Here is a 15,223-nt window from a genome sequence, read left to right as displayed (position 1 = left end):
TCAGGTGGTCCGCCTTCTCGCCGTAGTACGGCGGCGCGCGCGCCGTAGCAGTACCAGCAGGAGGGTGAGCGAGCTGAACAGGGTCACGGCGACGACTCCGCCGCGCACCGACCACACATGCAGCGCCAGCATGGCCTGTGCCACAAGGAGGTTGACCGCGACCGACCCCGATGCGGAAGCCACGATCCGGCCCCATGGCGTCAGCCCGCGCAGCGCGGCCCAGCTCGCCGCGGCGGGCGCGACGAGCAGGAAGAAGAGGACGAAGGGGCCGCGCAGCGGCGAGGAGAGGTCGATGAGCGCGAGCGTCGCCCCCACGCCTCCCACGGCGACGGCGACCCCCGCGAGCAGGGGCGGCAGATCCTCTCGTCGGCCCTGCCCGGCCTGCCGTTCGGTGTCTGATGACAGTGCCTTGATGCCGATGTTCTGCATGGGCGACTTTGCCCCCCGACGCGCCGGATGCCGGGCTTCAATGTCGCGCAGTCCCCGGCGGCCCGTCAAGATGCGGAGGGAGTGTGGAGATGTTCCTGTCAGGGGCCTTATTCAGCGGATGAACTTCCCCTACGGGAAGGGAACTTGTTGACGAATTCATTGACATGCCCACTACCCGTTACTGGTGGTGCGTGCTATCACTGACGAGGCAGAAATCCTGCTAAGGGAGGTTCCATGAGATTGTCCCGAATCACGGCATACATGTCCTCGCTCCTCCTCGCCTTTGCCTTTGCCCTTACCGGGGCCGCGGCGGCTCAGGCGGACCAGTCCGGCCAACAGGCCGCCGCCACCGGCTATGTGGCCCTCGGCGATTCCTACGCGTCGGGCGTCGGCGCCGGCAGCTACGACAGCGCGAGCGGCAACTGCAAGCGCAGCAAGGTCGCGTACCCCGTGCTGTGGGCGGCCGCCAACTCACCCTCCAGCTTCAACTTCACCGCTTGCTCGGGCGCTCGTACGAGTGACGTCCTGGCCAACCAGCTCGGCCCGCTCGGTTCGGGAACGGGCCTCGTCTCGCTCTCCGTCGGCGGCAACGACGCGGGCTTCGCCGACGTCATGACGACCTGTGTGCTCCAGTCCGAAGCCAACTGTCTGGCACGGATCGACCAGGCGCGCGCCTTCGTCGACTCGACGCTGCCCGGCAACCTCGACAAGGTCTACTCCGCGATCGACGCCAAGGCGCCCTCCGCGCACGTCGTGGTGCTCGGTTACCCCCGCTTCTACAAGCTGGACGGCCAGTGCGTCGCCGGTCTCTCCGAGAAGGAGCGGGCCGCCATCAACGGCGCGGCCGACTACCTGAACGCGGCCACCGCCAAGCGCGCCGCCGACCACGGCTTCACGTTCGCCGATGTCACGTCCGCCTTCTCCGGACACGAGATCTGCTCGGGCAGCGCCTGGCTGCACAGCGTGGAGTGGCTCAACCCCAGCGAGTCCTACCACCCCACGGCCTCGGGACACTCCGGCGCCTACCTCCCGGTCTTCACCGCGGCTGCCTGACCCCCACCGTTCCGTCGTAAGCGCTGGGCGAGTAGGAAGAGGAGGCCCCGCCCGTCGGGGTCTCCTTCTCGCACGTGACGGTGTACGAGACCGAGTCGGACGTCGTGCGCACCGGGCTCCGCACCTCCACGGCGATCGTGTTCGCGTACGTCCCGCCGCCCTCGTCGTACGCCGTCTCGATGTGGTTGACCTGCCGCGTCTTGCCGGTCCCCGTAGAGAAGGACAGCGTCTTCCAGCCCGGGTCGGTCGGCTCTCCCGAGCCCGTGACCCAGCGGTACTCGACGGTGACGGGGACCCGCCCGACCGTGAACGTCGCGGTGAACGTCGGCGCCTGGCCCGACGTCGGCGGGCAGGGGCCCTTGTACCGGGTGTTGGCTCCGGAGACGTGCACCTTCACGGACTGGGCGGGCGTGTTGCCGCCGCCGTTGCCTCCGTTGCCGTTGTTCCCGCCACCGCTGCTGGTCGAGCCCCCGTTCGAGCCGCCGCCGCCTTCCTTCGTGGAGCCGTCCGAAGCGCTCCCGCCGGACCCGCCGTTCGAGCCTCCGTACGTATCGCCGCCCCCGGACGTGCCGCCTCCGGCCGCGTTGTTGCGGTCGCCCGTGTGGTCGCCACCGCCGTCGTCGCGGTTCAACAGCGCGTACGCCAGGCCGCCCAGGGCGAGCATCAGCGCGACCACGCCCGCGATGAGCACGAGGACCGTCCGGCGGGAGCGCGCGTTCTCCGTCGTCCCTGTGCTGCCGTACGCGGAGGGCTGCGGCGAGGCGACCGGCAGCGGTGCGGGTGGCGTCGGCGCGGGGGGTTCCTGCCGGGAGACGACCGTCGGCGCGTACGGGAAGGCGGCCTCGGTGCGCGGCGCCTCGCCCGACGCCACCAGACGCAGATCGCGCTCCGCCGCGTCGGCCGACATCCGCTCGGCGGGGTCCTTGCGCAGCAGCCCCTGGATGACGGGCGCCAGCGGACCCGCGTTGCGGGCGGGCGGCAGCTCCTCGTCCACCACCGCGCGCAGCGTGCTCAGCGGGGTGTCCTGACGGAACGGCGAACTGCCCTCCACGGCGGCGTAGAGCAGCACGCCCAGCGACCACAGATCGGACGCGGGACCGGGCCGCTGGCCCAACGCCCGCTCGGGCGCGAGGAATTCGGGCGATCCGACGACCTCACCCGTCATCGTCAGGGCCGAGCTGCCCTCCACCGTCGCGATGCCGAAGTCGGTCAGGACCACCCGGCCGTCGTTGGCGATCAGTACGTTGCCGGGCTTGACGTCGCGGTGCAGCACTCCCGCGCCGTGGGCGGCGCGCAGGGCCGCGAGGACCTCGGCACCGATGTACGCGGCACGCTCCGGGGGCATCGGGCCCTCGGCGTCGAGGCCGTCCGAGAGGGAGAGGCCGCGCACGATCTCCATCACGATCCACGGGCGGCCGCCCTCGTTGGCCACGTCGTAGACCGTGACCACGTTGCGGTGCGGAATGCGCGCGGCGGCCCATGCCTCGCGCTCCAGGCGTGCGTACAGCCGCTCGACCTCGCCGGCCGGGAGCCCGGCGGGCGCGCGGACCTCCTTGACGGCCACCTCGCGTCCGAGCACCTCGTCCCTGGCTCTCCAGACCGTGCCCATGCCGCCCTCGCCCAGCGGGGTCAGGAGGCGGTAACGCCCCGCGATCACGCGCTCTGCCTCGCTCACGGGCGCCCCCATTCGCAGCGGTGCGATTCAGATCAAAAGTAGCTCAACCGAGCGCCGTTGCGGCCCCCTTGAACACCAATCCGCACCCGAGGGCGAGCACCACGCAGGCCGAACCGAGCGGCAGGAACCGCGCGGTGATCCGTCGGAGCCCCGCGGGCACCGCGCCGCCGAGCCGTCCGCTCGCGAGGGCCCCCGCGCGGACCACGAGGAACCCGGCCGCCGTCAGCGTCAGGGCGAGCCCCGCGCCGTACGCCACCACGAGCAGCAGACCGAACCAGGCCGCACCGAGCGCGGCGGCGCCGACCAGCACGACGACGGCGGAGGGACTGGGCACGAGCCCGCCCGCGAACCCGAGGAAGAGGGCGCCGCGCACGCCGGTGCCGGGGGCCTTGTCGTGCCGGTGGGGGTGGGGGCGCGGGGGAGAGTGGTCATGAGGGTGGGGGTGCGGGTGCGTAGGGGGATGTGGGTGGGGGTGCGGGTGCTCGTGGTGGTGGTGCGAGTGGTTCGAGCCGCTCGTACGCCGACGGCGCCATGCCCTGCGGACGAGGAGGACGCCCGCACCCGTGACGAGCACGCCGCTCGTCACGCCGAGCCAGGCGACGACCGAGGGCCCCGCGGCCGAACCCCCGCTCACCAGGAGGCCGAGCGCGAGCACGCCCAGGGTGTGCGTGACCGTCACCGACGCGGCCAGCGGCAGCACGTCCCGCGCGGTCGCACGGCCTCGGGCGGCCGCCGCGGCGGCCATCAGCGTCTTGCCGTGGCCCGGCGCGAGCGCGTGCAGGGCGCCGAGGAGCAGGGCGGTGCCGAGCGCGAGGGCGGCGAAGCCCGGGGTGAGCCGGTGCCGGCCGACGAGTCCGGTGAGCGCCCGCGTCCATCGGTCGGCGCCGCGCGGCAGCACGGAGGCACCCGGCGCCTGCCGCTCGGCGCCGAGTGCGGGGCCGCCGGGGACGATCCGCAGCGCGGCGGTCGCGGTCGCGGGCGGGTCGGACTGGAGCTCCTTGGGATAGCGGGTGAGCCGCTGTGAGGGGGATTCCTCGGGCACGTCGGAGCGGGCGAGCGTCATCCGGTCGCCGCGAGCCGTGACCTCACGCCAGCCGCCGGTCTCGGATGCACCACCGCTGAACCGGAGTTCGACGGCGGTGCCGCGGGGCAGGGGAGCGGTCAGGACGCACTCCACGCGCAGGGTGTCCAGGCCCGCCTGGCCCGGCCGTACGCGGACGCGGGCGTCCCGCACCCGGAGCGCCGCGCGCCGCCCGTCCACGTCGACCCGCGTGTCCCCGGCGGCGGCCCGGCACCGCTCCCGCGCCCAACGCGCCCTGCCCACGTCGCGGATGCGCGGCGCGGCCTGGGTGGCGGGAATCTCGGCGAGGTCCTCCACGTGCTCGACCCGCAACCGCCCCGGCTCGGCGACGAGCCCGTCGTACCGGCTGACGGTGAAGTTCCCCAAGGGATGCGCGAAAGCGGCACCCCCGCCGAGCCCCCACACCAGGAACCCCACCCCCACCACACACCCCCACCGAAGGCCCCACCGAACCCCCCACCGCCTCCGCGCGGCTCCCGCCCCTCGCGTACGTCGCCGCGCCTTGAGCCTCATGACCGACCTCTGCCTCATGACCCGCCCCCCATCTCCCGCAGCGCCTCGCGTGCCGCTGGTGCCCCCAGGGGTGAGAACCCCGGGTTCTTGCGCAGCGCCGCCCGCAGGGAGCGTTCTGCCGCGGTCGTGTGGCCGGTGGCGTGTTCGATGATTCCTCGGTGGTAGAGGAACGTCGCCTCGTCGAAGCCGGTGGCCGTGGCGCGGTGGGCGTAGCGCAGGGCCTCCTCGTCGTGGCCGTTGACGTGCAGCGCCCAGGCGAGCGCGTCGGCCGTGTGGACCGTCCTGCGGCGCGCCCACTCCGCCCGTGCCGCCCGCAGCGCCGCCGCCCCGTCCCCGTGGTCGGCCGCGGCCAGTGCCGTGTCCAGGTCCGCGTCGACGCCGTGTGCGCGGGCGAGCGCCACCCAGGCGTCCACGAGGCGGTACTGCTCGCGGGCCCGCCGCCGCTCGCCCCGCGCCTCGTACAGCTCGCCGAGCGCGAGCACGGGGCCCGGCAGCGGCTGGCGGGCCACCACGTCGCGCAGGTCGGCGATGGCCGCCGCCGTGTCGCCGCGTGCCGCCCGCGCCCTGGCCCGGCACTCCAGGGCGGGCAGATACGCGGCGTCGGCCCGCAGCGCGGCCCCGCAGCGCCGGAGCGCGGTCGCGTAGTCGCCCTGGCGCCAGGCGAGTTGGCCGAGCGCCGTCGACACGTACGCCACGTCCCCCGGTGCCGTCGCGCCGGCGAGGGCCCGCTCCAGGACGCGCCGGGCGGTCGTGACGTCCCCGCGCAGCTCCCGTACGTACGCGTAGCGCGTGAACACCGGCACCCCGGGCCGCCGTGCGTCCGCCGTGTCGGCCGCGCGGGCCGCCGCGTCGTACTGACCGAGTTCGACCAGGGCGTCGATGCGGGAGGCCAACGCCCGCTCGTTGTAGGGGTTTTCGGCGAGCGCGGCCGACGCGTGCCGCAGTGCCCCGTGGAAATCGTGCCGGGCGGCGGCCACCGCTGCGCGCCCCGCGAGCGCCGCGTCGTTGCCGGGGCGCAGCTTCAGGGACCGGTCGATGGCGCGGTCGGCCGCGTCGTAGAGCGCCGGGTCGCCGCGTGTGCGGGCCTGTTCGACGTGGGCCGTGCCCAGCGTCGCCCAGGAGACGAAGTCCTTCGGCTGGGCGCGCAGATGGGCCCGCAGGGCGGCCACGCCCCGGTCCAGGTCGCCGTCCCTGGGCAGGACGGTCGGCACGGCGGGACCGGCGACGGCGGGGGGCCGACCGGCCCCCGCGCCGCCGCCGAGCACGATGGCACCTCCCGTGAGGGCGGCCGCCAGGGCCACGACGACCCCGGCGGTACGCGCCGCGCGGCGTGCCGTGCTCAAGTGGCCCGCCCCCGCCTGCGCCACCACAGGAGGCCGAGCCCCACGAGGAGCACACCGGCGGCGCCCGCCGCGGCGGAGCCGATCAGAACGGCGTCGTCGGTGCCGTCCGCCGGGGTGGCCCGCTCGAAGGAGCCGCCGACGAGCGCGTCGCGCGCGGAGCTGCCGGACGCGCTGTCCTTGCCGTCCTGGCCGCCCTTGCCCGCAAGCGGTCCGCGGGATCCGGCCGTGGGCAGCGCCAGATACGGGAAGGTCCCGCCGAACGCCTGGTCGTTGGCGTTCACCGCGTCGCCCAAGTCGTTCTTGTTGCCGACCAGTTCACCCGCGACGGCCTGCAGCTCGATGTCGACGACGTCGTCGGTGAGCCGCCGCCCGTTCGGGAAGCCCGCGTTGTCGCCGTCCAGGACGCCGAGCCGCTTGGGGTCGGCGCTGGGCTTGACGGAGGTGTTGAGGCGCAGCGCCTCCGCGGGGCGCACGCCGGGCGGCTGGTTGAGCCCCTTCACCCCGGTCAGGAAGACGGAGACCAGGTCCTTGCGGGGCTCGTCGGCGGCCTTGATCCCGTAGATCTTCTCCAGGAGCCTGGCCAGCTCGGGGCGCTGCACGTACGTCAGGAAGTCGGCGTCCTTCCAGGGCGAGGACGCGTTGAACCTGTCCTTGTCGCGCAGCGGCACGACCACCTCGTTGACCAGCGGGTTGCCGAGCCGCGACACCTGCGTCCAGTCGCCCTGGGCGTTCTTGCGCTGCGTCGTCGACCAGATGCCGACGGTCGGCTGCTTCGCGGACCGGCGCAGGTCGGCGCTGGGCACCTGAAGCGCCACGGTGTTCACGTTGTAACCCTTGAGCGTGTCCCTGCCGACCTCGGAGAGGTTCCCGCCGTACAGCAGGTCGAAGACCCGCAGATCCAGGAAGAAGGGATCGTCGGCCTGCCCCACGTAGGAGGTCCCGCCGCCCGAGACCTGACGCACCGCCTGGTCGCGGAGCTTCTTGTAGTCGGGCATCGACGCCCTGCCGACGTTCGACGGCGCGACCGGCAGGTCGTCGGCGATCTTCTTGGTGGAGACGATCTTCTGGTCGTCGAGCTTGAGCAGATCGATGTCGTACGTCTGCGTGATGTTGAGGTCGGGGTCGTCGAGGCTCGTCACCTGGTCGGTGTTGTAGAGGAAGGTGTCCTTGTTCTTGACCTTGGTGTCGAACGTCCACCGGTAGATCAGGTCGCCCTGCGCGTCGCCGTCGCTGTCGACGTGGATGTCGTACCGGGCGTCCTCGGGGTAGAGGTAGAAGTTGGGTCCTCCCGCGGGTTCCTCGAAGGGGATCCAGTTCGCCACGAGCGTCGTGGTGTCCGGCTTGTCGGGGCTGACGAACGCGTACACGTCCGTGTTGTCGTACTGGGGCTGCCCCGAGATCAGCGGGGCCTCCCGGTGGCTCGAGGCCTCGGCGGCCCCCGGACCCAGTGCGCTCACCCCGGCGGCCGTGAGCCCCCCGGCGGCCAGCGCGCCGCAGACGAGGGCGGCGAGCCCGCGCCACCCCGTCCCGGTCCTGGCGATTGCTGTCATCGCATGCGTCCTCGTGTCCCTGTGCGGTGGTGCTGCGTGCGACCGCCCACGCGGTGCGGGGGCCGCCTGACACAGGCCATTCGGGACGGCGGACCGGGCGGATTGGGGGCGCGCGCCGGACACCGGCCTCCTGTCCTCGACTCCGTGCGACAGGTGACGGGGGCGGGTACGACGGGCGCATCAGGCCCCGGTCACGGAACCGGCGCACGTGAGATGGACCACGTCGGGGCCGACGACGGAGCCGACCACGGACCGGACCTCCGGGACCTGGGCGGATCGCGCCCGGAGGCAGCCGCCGCCGGGCGTGGGGCGGCCGCGGGGTGCGATCGGGCGTTCGGCCCGCCGCCGGACCCGCCGTCGGACGGGATGTCCAACTCGCCCTGGAATCAGTTGTATTCGGAGAGTAGTCGTCAACCTCCTTGTGGGGGAGGTGAATCCTGCGACCGGGATACACGAGTGTCACGATGGGGCGATAGGGTTAACCTGCCCTGGGCCGGGTGCCCTCGTACGGGTGGGGAGTGACATGGAACAGATAACGGTGCGCAGCAGGGCGCGTGTCCCTGCGATCACTTGTGGGAGCAGCGCGACCAGCTCGCGTCTCGACCGCCATCTCTCGGTGCTGGGCGGTCCCGCCGTCCCGCAGCGCGAGTCGCACGAGGCGACCTTGCTGATGCGTGAGCTCACCTCACGTGACGCCGCGCACGCCCGCAGCAGCCGGGGTGCCCGAGTGAGGCGTGTCTCACTCTTCGCGCCGCTGCGTCGGTTGCGTCGGTCGCTTTTCGGGGGTCGTCGCTAAGGCCGCGGGTGGTCTGGGAGATTCGAACCGTCGCTCTTCGCGGCGGACGCACTCCCACCCACCCACCCGATTTCCCACCACACGTGTGTCCAGCTCACCCGTCGCCATCTCACCCGTCCCCGCAACACCCTTGCCCCGCCCGCTCGTTGGTACCGCGGACTTCCCCACCGCACTCACCGATCTCCCCGTGTGCAACGCCGGACCGCGAGCGGCACGCAGAGCGCGAGCAGCACGAGGGACCACGCGATCGACCCCGCCACGGGATGCGCCACCGGCCACGCGGCATCCGCGGGTACGGGCGCGTTGCCGCACAGGTCCCGTACCGCCGTGGCGACCGCGCTGATCGGATTCCACTCGGCGACGGTGCGCAGCCAGCCCGGCAGCCCTTCGGTGGGCAGGTAGGCGTTCGAGAGCAGCGGCAGCATGAAGGTCGCGCCGCCCAGCTGCCCCGCCGCCTCCTCGCTCCGTGAGACGAGCCCGAGCAGGATGCCGATCCAGGTGCTGGCGAAGCGGAAGAGCAGCAACAGGCCGAAGGCGCCGACCGCTTCGAGCACCCCGCCCTCGATCCGCCACCCCATCGCGAGCCCCACGAGCATCAGCGGCACGAGGCCCGCGGCGGTCGTCGCCAGATCGGCGACGGCCTGCCCGAACGGCACGGCGGCCCGGCTGATCGGCAGGGTCCGCAGCCGGTCCATCACCCCGCGGTGGGAGTCCTGGGCGGCCGTGAACATCCCGGTCATGATGCCGTTGGCGGCGGTCGCCACGAGCATGCCGGGCACGAGGAACGCGCGGTAGTCGGAGCCGGGCATCGCGAGCGCGCTACCGAAGACGTAGCCGAAGAAGAGCAGGAAGACAATGGACATCGTCTGGGTCATGATCGGGATCGCGGGCGCGTGCTTGATGCGCCGCAAGTGTCGACCGAACATGGCCCCGCTGTCGTGGACGAGGTCAGTCATGTGGTTCAGCCCTTCGGGTAGGAGCGTTGGGTGGGCGGGCGAGAACGATTCGCCGCGAAGCGGCGCGCTGTTCAAGAAACAAGCCGCAGAAAGACGTCATCAAGCGTCGGAACCCGCAGACTCGCGTCGACGACAGGAACCCCCGCGGCATCGAGCTCCCGCACGAGCCGAGGCAGCGTCAGCGAGGGATCGAGCGACACCACGCCCACGGTCCGCTCCTCCGCACGGAGAACCGGCTCCGCACCGGTCAGCTGGTCCAGCACGACCGCGGCCGCGGACAGCGCCTCGTCCTCCGCCACGACCACCTCCGCATAGCTCCCGATCTGTGCCTTGAGCTCCGCGGGCGTCCCCCGGTGCGCGGCCCGTCCCTCGTCGATCAGCACGATGTCGTCGGCGAGTTGATCGGCCTCCTCCAGGTACTGGGTGGTGAGCAGCACGGTCGTGCCCTCGGCCGCCAGCTTCCGCACGGCGTCCCAGATGCCGTTCCTGCTGTGCGGATCGAGGCCGGTGGTCGGCTCGTCGAGGAAGAGCACCCGGGGCCGGACGAGGAGGCTCGCCGCGAGGTCGAGGCGGCGCCGCATGCCGCCGGAGTACGTCCGCGCGGGACGCCCCGCGGCGTCGCCGAGGCCGAACTCCTCCAGGAGCTCGTCGGCACGCGTGCGCGGCGCCCGCAGCAGCTTGGCGAAGAGCCGGAGGTTCTCCCGCCCCGTGAGGTCGCCGTCGACCGAGGCGTACTGCCCGGTGACACCGATGTGGCGTCGTACCGCCTCCGGTTCGCGCAGCACGTCATGCCCCGCGACCCGCGCCGTGCCCGCGTCCGGCGTCTGGAGGGTGGTGAGCACGCGGACGGCGGTCGTCTTGCCCGCGCCGTTGGGGCCGAGCAGCCCGCAGACGGTGCCTTCGGCGATGGCGAGATCCAGGCCGCGCAGGGCCCGCACGGCGGAATCGCCGGAGCCGTAGCGCTTCTCCAGACCTTCACTAAGTACAGCGTACGTAGAAGTCATGTCGGCACCGTACCCCACTACGTACGCTGTACGTAACTAACATGGTGGGCGAGGTGATGATCCATGGCGGGCCGAGCGGCCACTCCCGAAGTGATCTGGGCGCGCCCCGAGCGTGCGGGCCGCGGCCCCAAGCCCGCGTACAGCAGGGCGGACATCGCGGCGGCCGCCGTCCGCATCGCCGACGCGGACGGCGCCGACGCGGTCTCCATGCGGCGCGTGGCGGGTGAGCTGGGCTGCGGCACCATGTCGCTCTACAACTACGTGCCGCGCAAGGAAGACCTGTACGAGCTGATGGTCGACGCGGTCAGCGCCGAGTATGAGCTGCCCGCGGGCCCCGGGGCCGCCGACTGGCGCGCGGAGATCCTCGCGCTCGCCCGCCAGACGCGCGACATGATGCGCCGTCACCCCTGGCTGGCGCGCGTCATGTCACCGCTCTACGGATGCAGCCCGAACGCCCTGCGCTTCCTGGAGCACTGCCTGACCGTCCTCGAAGGGCTCGACGTCCCCTCGGGCACCAAGATGGAACTGATCGGCATGGTCAACGGCTCGGTCATGACGTACGTGGCCAACGAGTCCGCCATGGCCGACCACGCCAGGTCCCTGCCGTGGTCGGAGGAGCAGGAACAGGCCGCCCGGTTCGCCTACCTCGCGGGCCAGGTCGGCGGCGGCGCCTACCCACGCCTCGCCGCCGCGTTCGCGCAGGGCCCCGCGCCGGGCACCCCGGACGAGATCTTCGAGCGGATGCTCAACCGGCTCCTCGACTCCTTCGCGGGGGCGGGCGGGGCGGGCTGAACGGCCAGGTCCCCGCCGGGCGTCAGGCCGCCTCCTCGCGTTCGTCGCTGAAGTCGAGCCCGGCCAGCTCGCCGCGCGAGGCCACGCCCAGCTTCGGGTAGGCGTTGTAGAGGTGGTAGCCCACGGTCCGGGGCGAGAGGAACAGCTGGGCGCCGATGTCCCGGTTGGTCATGCCGGTCGCCGCGAGCCGCACCACCTGGCGTTCCTGGGGGGTGAGGTGCTCCAGGGGTGCCAGGTCGCCGCCGCGCCGCGCCCGGCTCTCACCGGTGGCCCGCAGTTCGGCGCGGGCCCGCTCGGCCCAGGGCGCGGCCGCCAGGAGCTCGAAGGTGTCCAGGGCGGAGCGCAGCGGTGTACGGGCTTCGCTCCTGCGGCCCGCGCGGCGCAGCCACTCCCCGAGGAGCAGCTCGGTGCGGGCCCGTTCGAAGGGGCGGCCGTCGTCGGCGTGCAGGGCGAGCGCCTCCTCGTACACCGCGCCCGCCGCCGCCTCGGGGGCGAGCAGCGCACGGCAGCGGGCGGCGAGGGCGCGTGCCCATGCCGCGCCCGTGTGTCCGGCCCACGCGCCGAAGTCCGCCGCCAACTCCCGCACGGAGGCGGCCCGTCCGGTGCGTACGGCCGCCTCGACCCGGTCCGGCACGCCGTACAGGACGGCGACCGTGTGGCCCGACGGGCTCGCCGCGACGTCCTCGTACACGCGCAGCGCCGCCTCGTACCTGCCGTTGCCCAGCTCCAGGAGGCCGACGGCCAGCGCGCCCCACTCCAGTCCCGGCAGCGTCTGGCGCGGATCGCTGCCCCGGCCCGCGAGGTCGCGGCAGCGCTCCTCGTCGCCGTCGAGCGCCGCGAGATGGGCGAGGGCGCCTCTCAACTGCCGTGCGTAGTACGGCTGTCCGGTGTCCTCGGCGATCCGCAGCCCCTCGTCCGCGCCGGCCAGCGCACAGCCGTGCCTGCCCAGCAGGATCCGGGTGCGCGTGCGCAGCAGCAGTACGAGGGGCAGCGGACCGAGCGCGCCCTGGTCGCGGCAGTCGCGCTCCAGCTCGGCCACGAGGTCGTTGCCGGTCCGCACCTCGGCGAGCGGCGCGAACCAGGAGGCGATCGAGACCCGTTCGCGCAGGGTGTGCCCCTGGCCCTGGCGGGGGGTCCGCAGCGTCTCGAACAGCGCGCGCAGCGGCGCGAGTCCGGCCCCCGGGTCGCCCGCCGCGAGCCGGGCGAGGCCCTCGGCCGCGGCCAGATAGGGCGGCGCTTCGGGCAGCGCGTCGATCGGCGCCTTCAGGCCGAGCCCGGCCAGCCGGTCACCGGTCTCCTCGATGGCCTGCCGGTGCCCGGAGTGCCAGGCCGCCGCCATCGCCTCGTACGCCATGAACGCCGCTGTCCCCGGCGCGTGCGGGGCGATCCCGGCGGCCGCGTCCAGGAGCACGGCACCTGCGGTGTCGAGCCTGCCCTGCTCGCGGGCGAGGACGGCGCGAGCCTGGGCGAGGTGCGCGAGGACGGCGGGGTCGGTGAGGTGCGGGGCGACGCGCAGGGCGAGTTCCGCGGCACGCTCGTGCTGGCCCGCGTCCGCGGCGGCCGACGCGGCGAGCGCGAGGCGCCGGGCGCGGTGGTCGCCCTCCGGGCTGAGCTGGGCCGCACGTTCGCAGGCCGCGGCGACGGCCGCGTAGCCACCGCGCTCGCGGGCGTGCTCGGCGGTCTCCTCCAGGGCGGCGGCGACGTACTCGTCGGGCTCGGTCGTGGCGGCGGCCAGATGCCAGGCGCGGCGGTCCACGTTGCCGACGCGGGGCAGCGCGTCGGCGAGCGCGCGGTGGGCGGCGATGCGGTCGCCGACCGGCGCGCCGCGGTAGGCGGCCGCGCGGACGAGGGGGTGCCGGAAGGCGAACCGGCCGCCGTCGACGCCGATCAGCTCCTTGCGTTCGGCGGGCTCCAGATCGGTGACGGAGGCGCCGAGGGCGCTCGCCGCGGACGCGGTCACCGCGAGGTCCCCGGTCCCCTCGGCGGCCGCGACGACCAGCAGGAGGCGGGTCGCGCGCGGCAGCGCGCCGACGCGGTCGGCGAACGTCGCAAGGAGGCGGGAGTGGCTGGGCAGCGCGCCCAACCGGTAGTCGTACGCGGACATCCGGCCCTCCCGCTGGGCGGCGGGCAGCTCGCGCAGGGCGAGCGGGTTGCCGGCCGATTCCGCCCGGATCTGATCGCGTACGTGGCGGGGCAGATCCCCCGCGTGCGCGGCGAGCAGCTCGCTCGCGGCCCCTTCGTCGAGCCCGGTGAGCCGCAGCTCGGGCAGGCCCTGCGCGGGGAACGGCGGGGCGTGCGCGTCGCGGGCGGCGAACAGCATGACGATGCCGTCGGCGGTGAGGCGCCGGGCCGCGAAGAGCAGGGCGTCGGCGGAGGCCCGGTCGAGCCAGTGGGCGTCGTCAACGAGACAGAGGACCGAGCCGCCGTCCGCACCTTCCGCCAGGGGCTGCCCGGACTCCTTGGGCCGCACAGGTTCCGCGAGGTCCGCGAGGAGGGTGAGGACGGCGAGGCCGACGAGGAAACGGTCGGCACCGGCGCTCGGGCTCGGCGCGAGCCCGAGCGCCGCCCGCAGCGCGTCGGCCTGCGGCCGCGGGAGGTCGTCGATCCGGTCGGTGGCGCGATGCAGGAGCAGATGCAGCCCCGCGAAGGGGAGTTCGCTCTCCGCCTCGATGCCGGTGGCACGCAGGACGCGGGTGCCGTGCGCCGTCGCCAGCGCGGCGGCGTGCTCGAGCAGCTCCGTCTTCCCGATACCGGCCTCGCCGCGCAGGACGAGCGCGGCGCTCGCGCCCTGCCGGGCACGTACCAGCAGCTCAGCCAGCCGAGCGGTCTCGTCGTCGCGTCCGTAGAGCATGGTCCGACCCTAACGGGCCCCCGCGGGCGACCGGTTCGGAAGGTCGCTGTCGTCCGTCACCGGGCCCGTGCCTCACGACCCCACCGTCAGCACCACCTTGCCGATGCCGTGCCCCGTCTCCACGTTCTGCTGGGCCTGCGCCGCCCGCTCCAGTGAGTACTGGGCGCGGATGTGCACCCGCAGCTGCCCCTTCGCGTACAGATCCACCATCTCGGCCAGTCGCCAGGCGGCCCGGGTGCCGGTCATCTCCGGCAGGCCCAGCGCACGCGCCTGCTCGGTGTCGACCATCGTGATGACCCGGTCGCGGTGTGCGGCCACCGCCGCCGCGGCGGCCAGACCCGCCCCGCCCGCCCCGTCGAGCACCGCGTCGACACCGTCGGGGGCCAGGGCGCGCAGCCGCTCCTCCAAGCCGTCGCCGTACCGCACAGGGACCGCGCCGAGCTTCCGCAGATGGCCGTGGTTGGCCTCGCTCGCCGTGCCGATGACGGTGCTCGCGCCCCACAGCCGTGCCAACTGCACGGCCAGCGTGCCGAGTCCGCCCGCCGCCGCGTTGATCAGGACCGTGTCACCGGGCTCCACCCGCATCGCGCTCAGCGCCAGGTGCGCGCCCTGCGCGTTGCCCGAGAAGCCGCCCGCCACCGCCCATTCCATCTCGTCGGGCTTGCGCACCAGTTGGTCGGCGCCCACCACGACGTACTCCGCGTACGCGCCGAGCAGCGAGTAGCCGAGCACCGGTTCGCCGGGGACGAAGTCGGTGACGCCGGGGGCGACGGCGTCGACCGTGCCCGCGAACTCGTTGCCCGGCACGATCGGGAACTCCACGCCCGGCGGCCTCATCACGCCCTGCCTGATCCCGATATCGAACGGCATCACCCCGGCCGCCCGTACCCGCACCCGCACCTGGCCGGTCCCCGGCTCGGGGACGGGCAGGTCCGCGGTGCGCAGGACGTCGGCCGTGCCGTACGCCGTGATCGCGGCCGCCCGCATCGTCTTCTCCGTCGCCGTTTCCGTCATCGTCGACTCAACTCCCTGTCCGCTCGCTGATGTCCCTTGATCCGGACACTCGGAACGGTAGGAAGCGCCCGGGGTGCCGGACCTCTGTCGGACGACCGGGTTCATGACCGGGTCCGGTTACCTGGTCACCCCCAGTCGTACGACGGAGGCGAGGCGCGGCACCCGG

General features: G+C 73.7%; 12 protein-coding genes. 3 read left to right on the top strand and 9 right to left on the bottom strand.

Going from position 1 to position 15,223, the window contains the following annotated elements:
• A complete protein-coding gene (locus tag KY5_RS08045; RefSeq protein WP_234362648.1) occupies positions 1–429 on the bottom strand; it encodes a hypothetical protein in 429 nt (142 codons plus the stop codon).
• A 234-nt stretch (positions 430–663) separates the two neighbouring features.
• Between KY5_RS08045 and KY5_RS08040 the strand changes: the two genes are divergently transcribed.
• Positions 664–1,482, top strand: a complete 819-nt coding sequence (locus KY5_RS08040; RefSeq protein ID WP_098241569.1) for an SGNH/GDSL hydrolase family protein — start codon at positions 664–666, stop codon at positions 1,480–1,482.
• On the opposite strand, the gene KY5_RS08035 is transcribed toward KY5_RS08040, so the two are convergent.
• The 4 genes from KY5_RS08035 to KY5_RS08020 are packed head-to-tail and all read right to left on the bottom strand — an operon-like array spanning position 1,466 to position 7,644.
• Complete coding sequence (locus KY5_RS08035) at positions 1,466–3,169, bottom strand: serine/threonine-protein kinase (RefSeq protein WP_098241568.1); 1,704 nt, start codon at positions 3,167–3,169, stop codon at positions 1,466–1,468. The two genes, KY5_RS08040 and KY5_RS08035, sit on opposite strands and share 17 nt — an antisense overlap.
• Before the next feature lie 31 nt (positions 3,170–3,200).
• Positions 3,201–4,751, bottom strand: a complete 1,551-nt coding sequence (locus tag KY5_RS08030; protein WP_234363149.1) for a nickel transporter — start codon at positions 4,749–4,751, stop codon at positions 3,201–3,203.
• A 14-nt stretch (positions 4,752–4,765) separates the two neighbouring features.
• Positions 4,766–6,094 (bottom strand): tetratricopeptide repeat protein, encoded by a 1,329-nt coding sequence (locus tag KY5_RS08025; protein WP_098247116.1) that lies wholly within the window; start codon positions 6,092–6,094, stop codon positions 4,766–4,768.
• The gene (locus KY5_RS08020; RefSeq protein ID WP_098241566.1) at positions 6,091–7,644 is read right to left on the bottom strand and encodes a DUF4331 domain-containing protein; all 1,554 of its coding nucleotides are present in this window, start codon (positions 7,642–7,644) and stop codon (positions 6,091–6,093) included. The genes KY5_RS08025 and KY5_RS08020 overlap by 4 nt, the downstream gene beginning before the upstream one ends.
• Before the next feature lie 523 nt (positions 7,645–8,167).
• Between KY5_RS08020 and KY5_RS42460 the strand changes: the two genes are divergently transcribed.
• Positions 8,168–8,440 (top strand): hypothetical protein, encoded by a 273-nt coding sequence (locus KY5_RS42460; protein ID WP_079044039.1) that lies wholly within the window; start codon positions 8,168–8,170, stop codon positions 8,438–8,440.
• A 173-nt stretch (positions 8,441–8,613) separates the two neighbouring features.
• Here the strand turns inward: KY5_RS42460 and KY5_RS08010 are convergent, their stop codons facing one another.
• The gene (locus tag KY5_RS08010) at positions 8,614–9,396 is read right to left on the bottom strand and encodes an ABC transporter permease (protein WP_098241565.1); all 783 of its coding nucleotides are present in this window, start codon (positions 9,394–9,396) and stop codon (positions 8,614–8,616) included.
• A 71-nt stretch (positions 9,397–9,467) separates the two neighbouring features.
• Positions 9,468–10,400 (bottom strand): ATP-binding cassette domain-containing protein, encoded by a 933-nt coding sequence (locus KY5_RS08005; RefSeq protein WP_098241564.1) that lies wholly within the window; start codon positions 10,398–10,400, stop codon positions 9,468–9,470.
• A 63-nt stretch (positions 10,401–10,463) separates the two neighbouring features.
• Here KY5_RS08005 and KY5_RS08000 point away from each other — a divergent pair, with 63 nt between their 5' ends.
• A complete protein-coding gene (locus KY5_RS08000) occupies positions 10,464–11,192 on the top strand; it encodes a TetR/AcrR family transcriptional regulator (protein WP_098241563.1) in 729 nt (242 codons plus the stop codon).
• 22 nt (positions 11,193–11,214) lie between these two features.
• Here KY5_RS08000 and KY5_RS07995 read toward each other — a convergent pair whose 3' ends face one another.
• Both KY5_RS07995 and KY5_RS07990 read right to left on the bottom strand, forming a co-directional pair.
• Positions 11,215–14,043 (bottom strand): ATP-binding protein, encoded by a 2,829-nt coding sequence (locus KY5_RS07995; protein WP_098241562.1) that lies wholly within the window; start codon positions 14,041–14,043, stop codon positions 11,215–11,217.
• 72 nt (positions 14,044–14,115) lie between these two features.
• Positions 14,116–15,057, bottom strand: a complete 942-nt coding sequence (locus KY5_RS07990; protein ID WP_234362647.1) for an NADP-dependent oxidoreductase — start codon at positions 15,055–15,057, stop codon at positions 14,116–14,118.
• Positions 15,058–15,223 lie beyond the last annotated feature (166 nt).

Origin of the sequence: Streptomyces formicae (genome assembly GCF_002556545.1) — a bacterium.
Taxonomy (GTDB): domain Bacteria; phylum Actinomycetota; class Actinomycetes; order Streptomycetales; family Streptomycetaceae; genus Streptomyces; species Streptomyces formicae_A.
The sequence above is the reverse complement of the archived record's forward strand: the minus strand, read 5'-3'. Positions and strand labels throughout refer to the sequence as shown.

What these genes read in the sequence shown, in the direction of transcription:
- KY5_RS07995 (WP_098241562.1), bottom strand. Translation starts at nt 14,043, where the DNA reads ATGCTCTACGGACGCGACGACGAGACCGCTCGGCTGGCTGAGCTGCTG.
- KY5_RS08005 (WP_098241564.1), bottom strand. Translation starts at nt 10,400, where the DNA reads ATGACTTCTACGTACGCTGTACTTAGTGAAGGTCTGGAGAAGCGCTAC.
- KY5_RS08010 (WP_098241565.1), bottom strand. Translation starts at nt 9,396, where the DNA reads ATGACTGACCTCGTCCACGACAGCGGGGCCATGTTCGGTCGACACTTG.
- KY5_RS07990 (WP_234362647.1), bottom strand. Translation starts at nt 15,057, where the DNA reads ATGACGGAAACGGCGACGGAGAAGACGATGCGGGCGGCCGCGATCACG.
- KY5_RS08030 (WP_234363149.1), bottom strand. Translation starts at nt 4,751, where the DNA reads ATGAGGCTCAAGGCGCGGCGACGTACGCGAGGGGCGGGAGCCGCGCGG.
- KY5_RS08035 (WP_098241568.1), bottom strand. Translation starts at nt 3,169, where the DNA reads ATGGGGGCGCCCGTGAGCGAGGCAGAGCGCGTGATCGCGGGGCGTTAC.
- KY5_RS08020 (WP_098241566.1), bottom strand. Translation starts at nt 7,644, where the DNA reads ATGACAGCAATCGCCAGGACCGGGACGGGGTGGCGCGGGCTCGCCGCC.
- KY5_RS42460 (WP_079044039.1), top strand. Translation starts at nt 8,168, where the DNA reads ATGGAACAGATAACGGTGCGCAGCAGGGCGCGTGTCCCTGCGATCACT.
- KY5_RS08045 (WP_234362648.1), bottom strand. Translation starts at nt 429, where the DNA reads ATGCAGAACATCGGCATCAAGGCACTGTCATCAGACACCGAACGGCAG.
- KY5_RS08000 (WP_098241563.1), top strand. Translation starts at nt 10,464, where the DNA reads ATGGCGGGCCGAGCGGCCACTCCCGAAGTGATCTGGGCGCGCCCCGAG.
- KY5_RS08040 (WP_098241569.1), top strand. Translation starts at nt 664, where the DNA reads ATGAGATTGTCCCGAATCACGGCATACATGTCCTCGCTCCTCCTCGCC.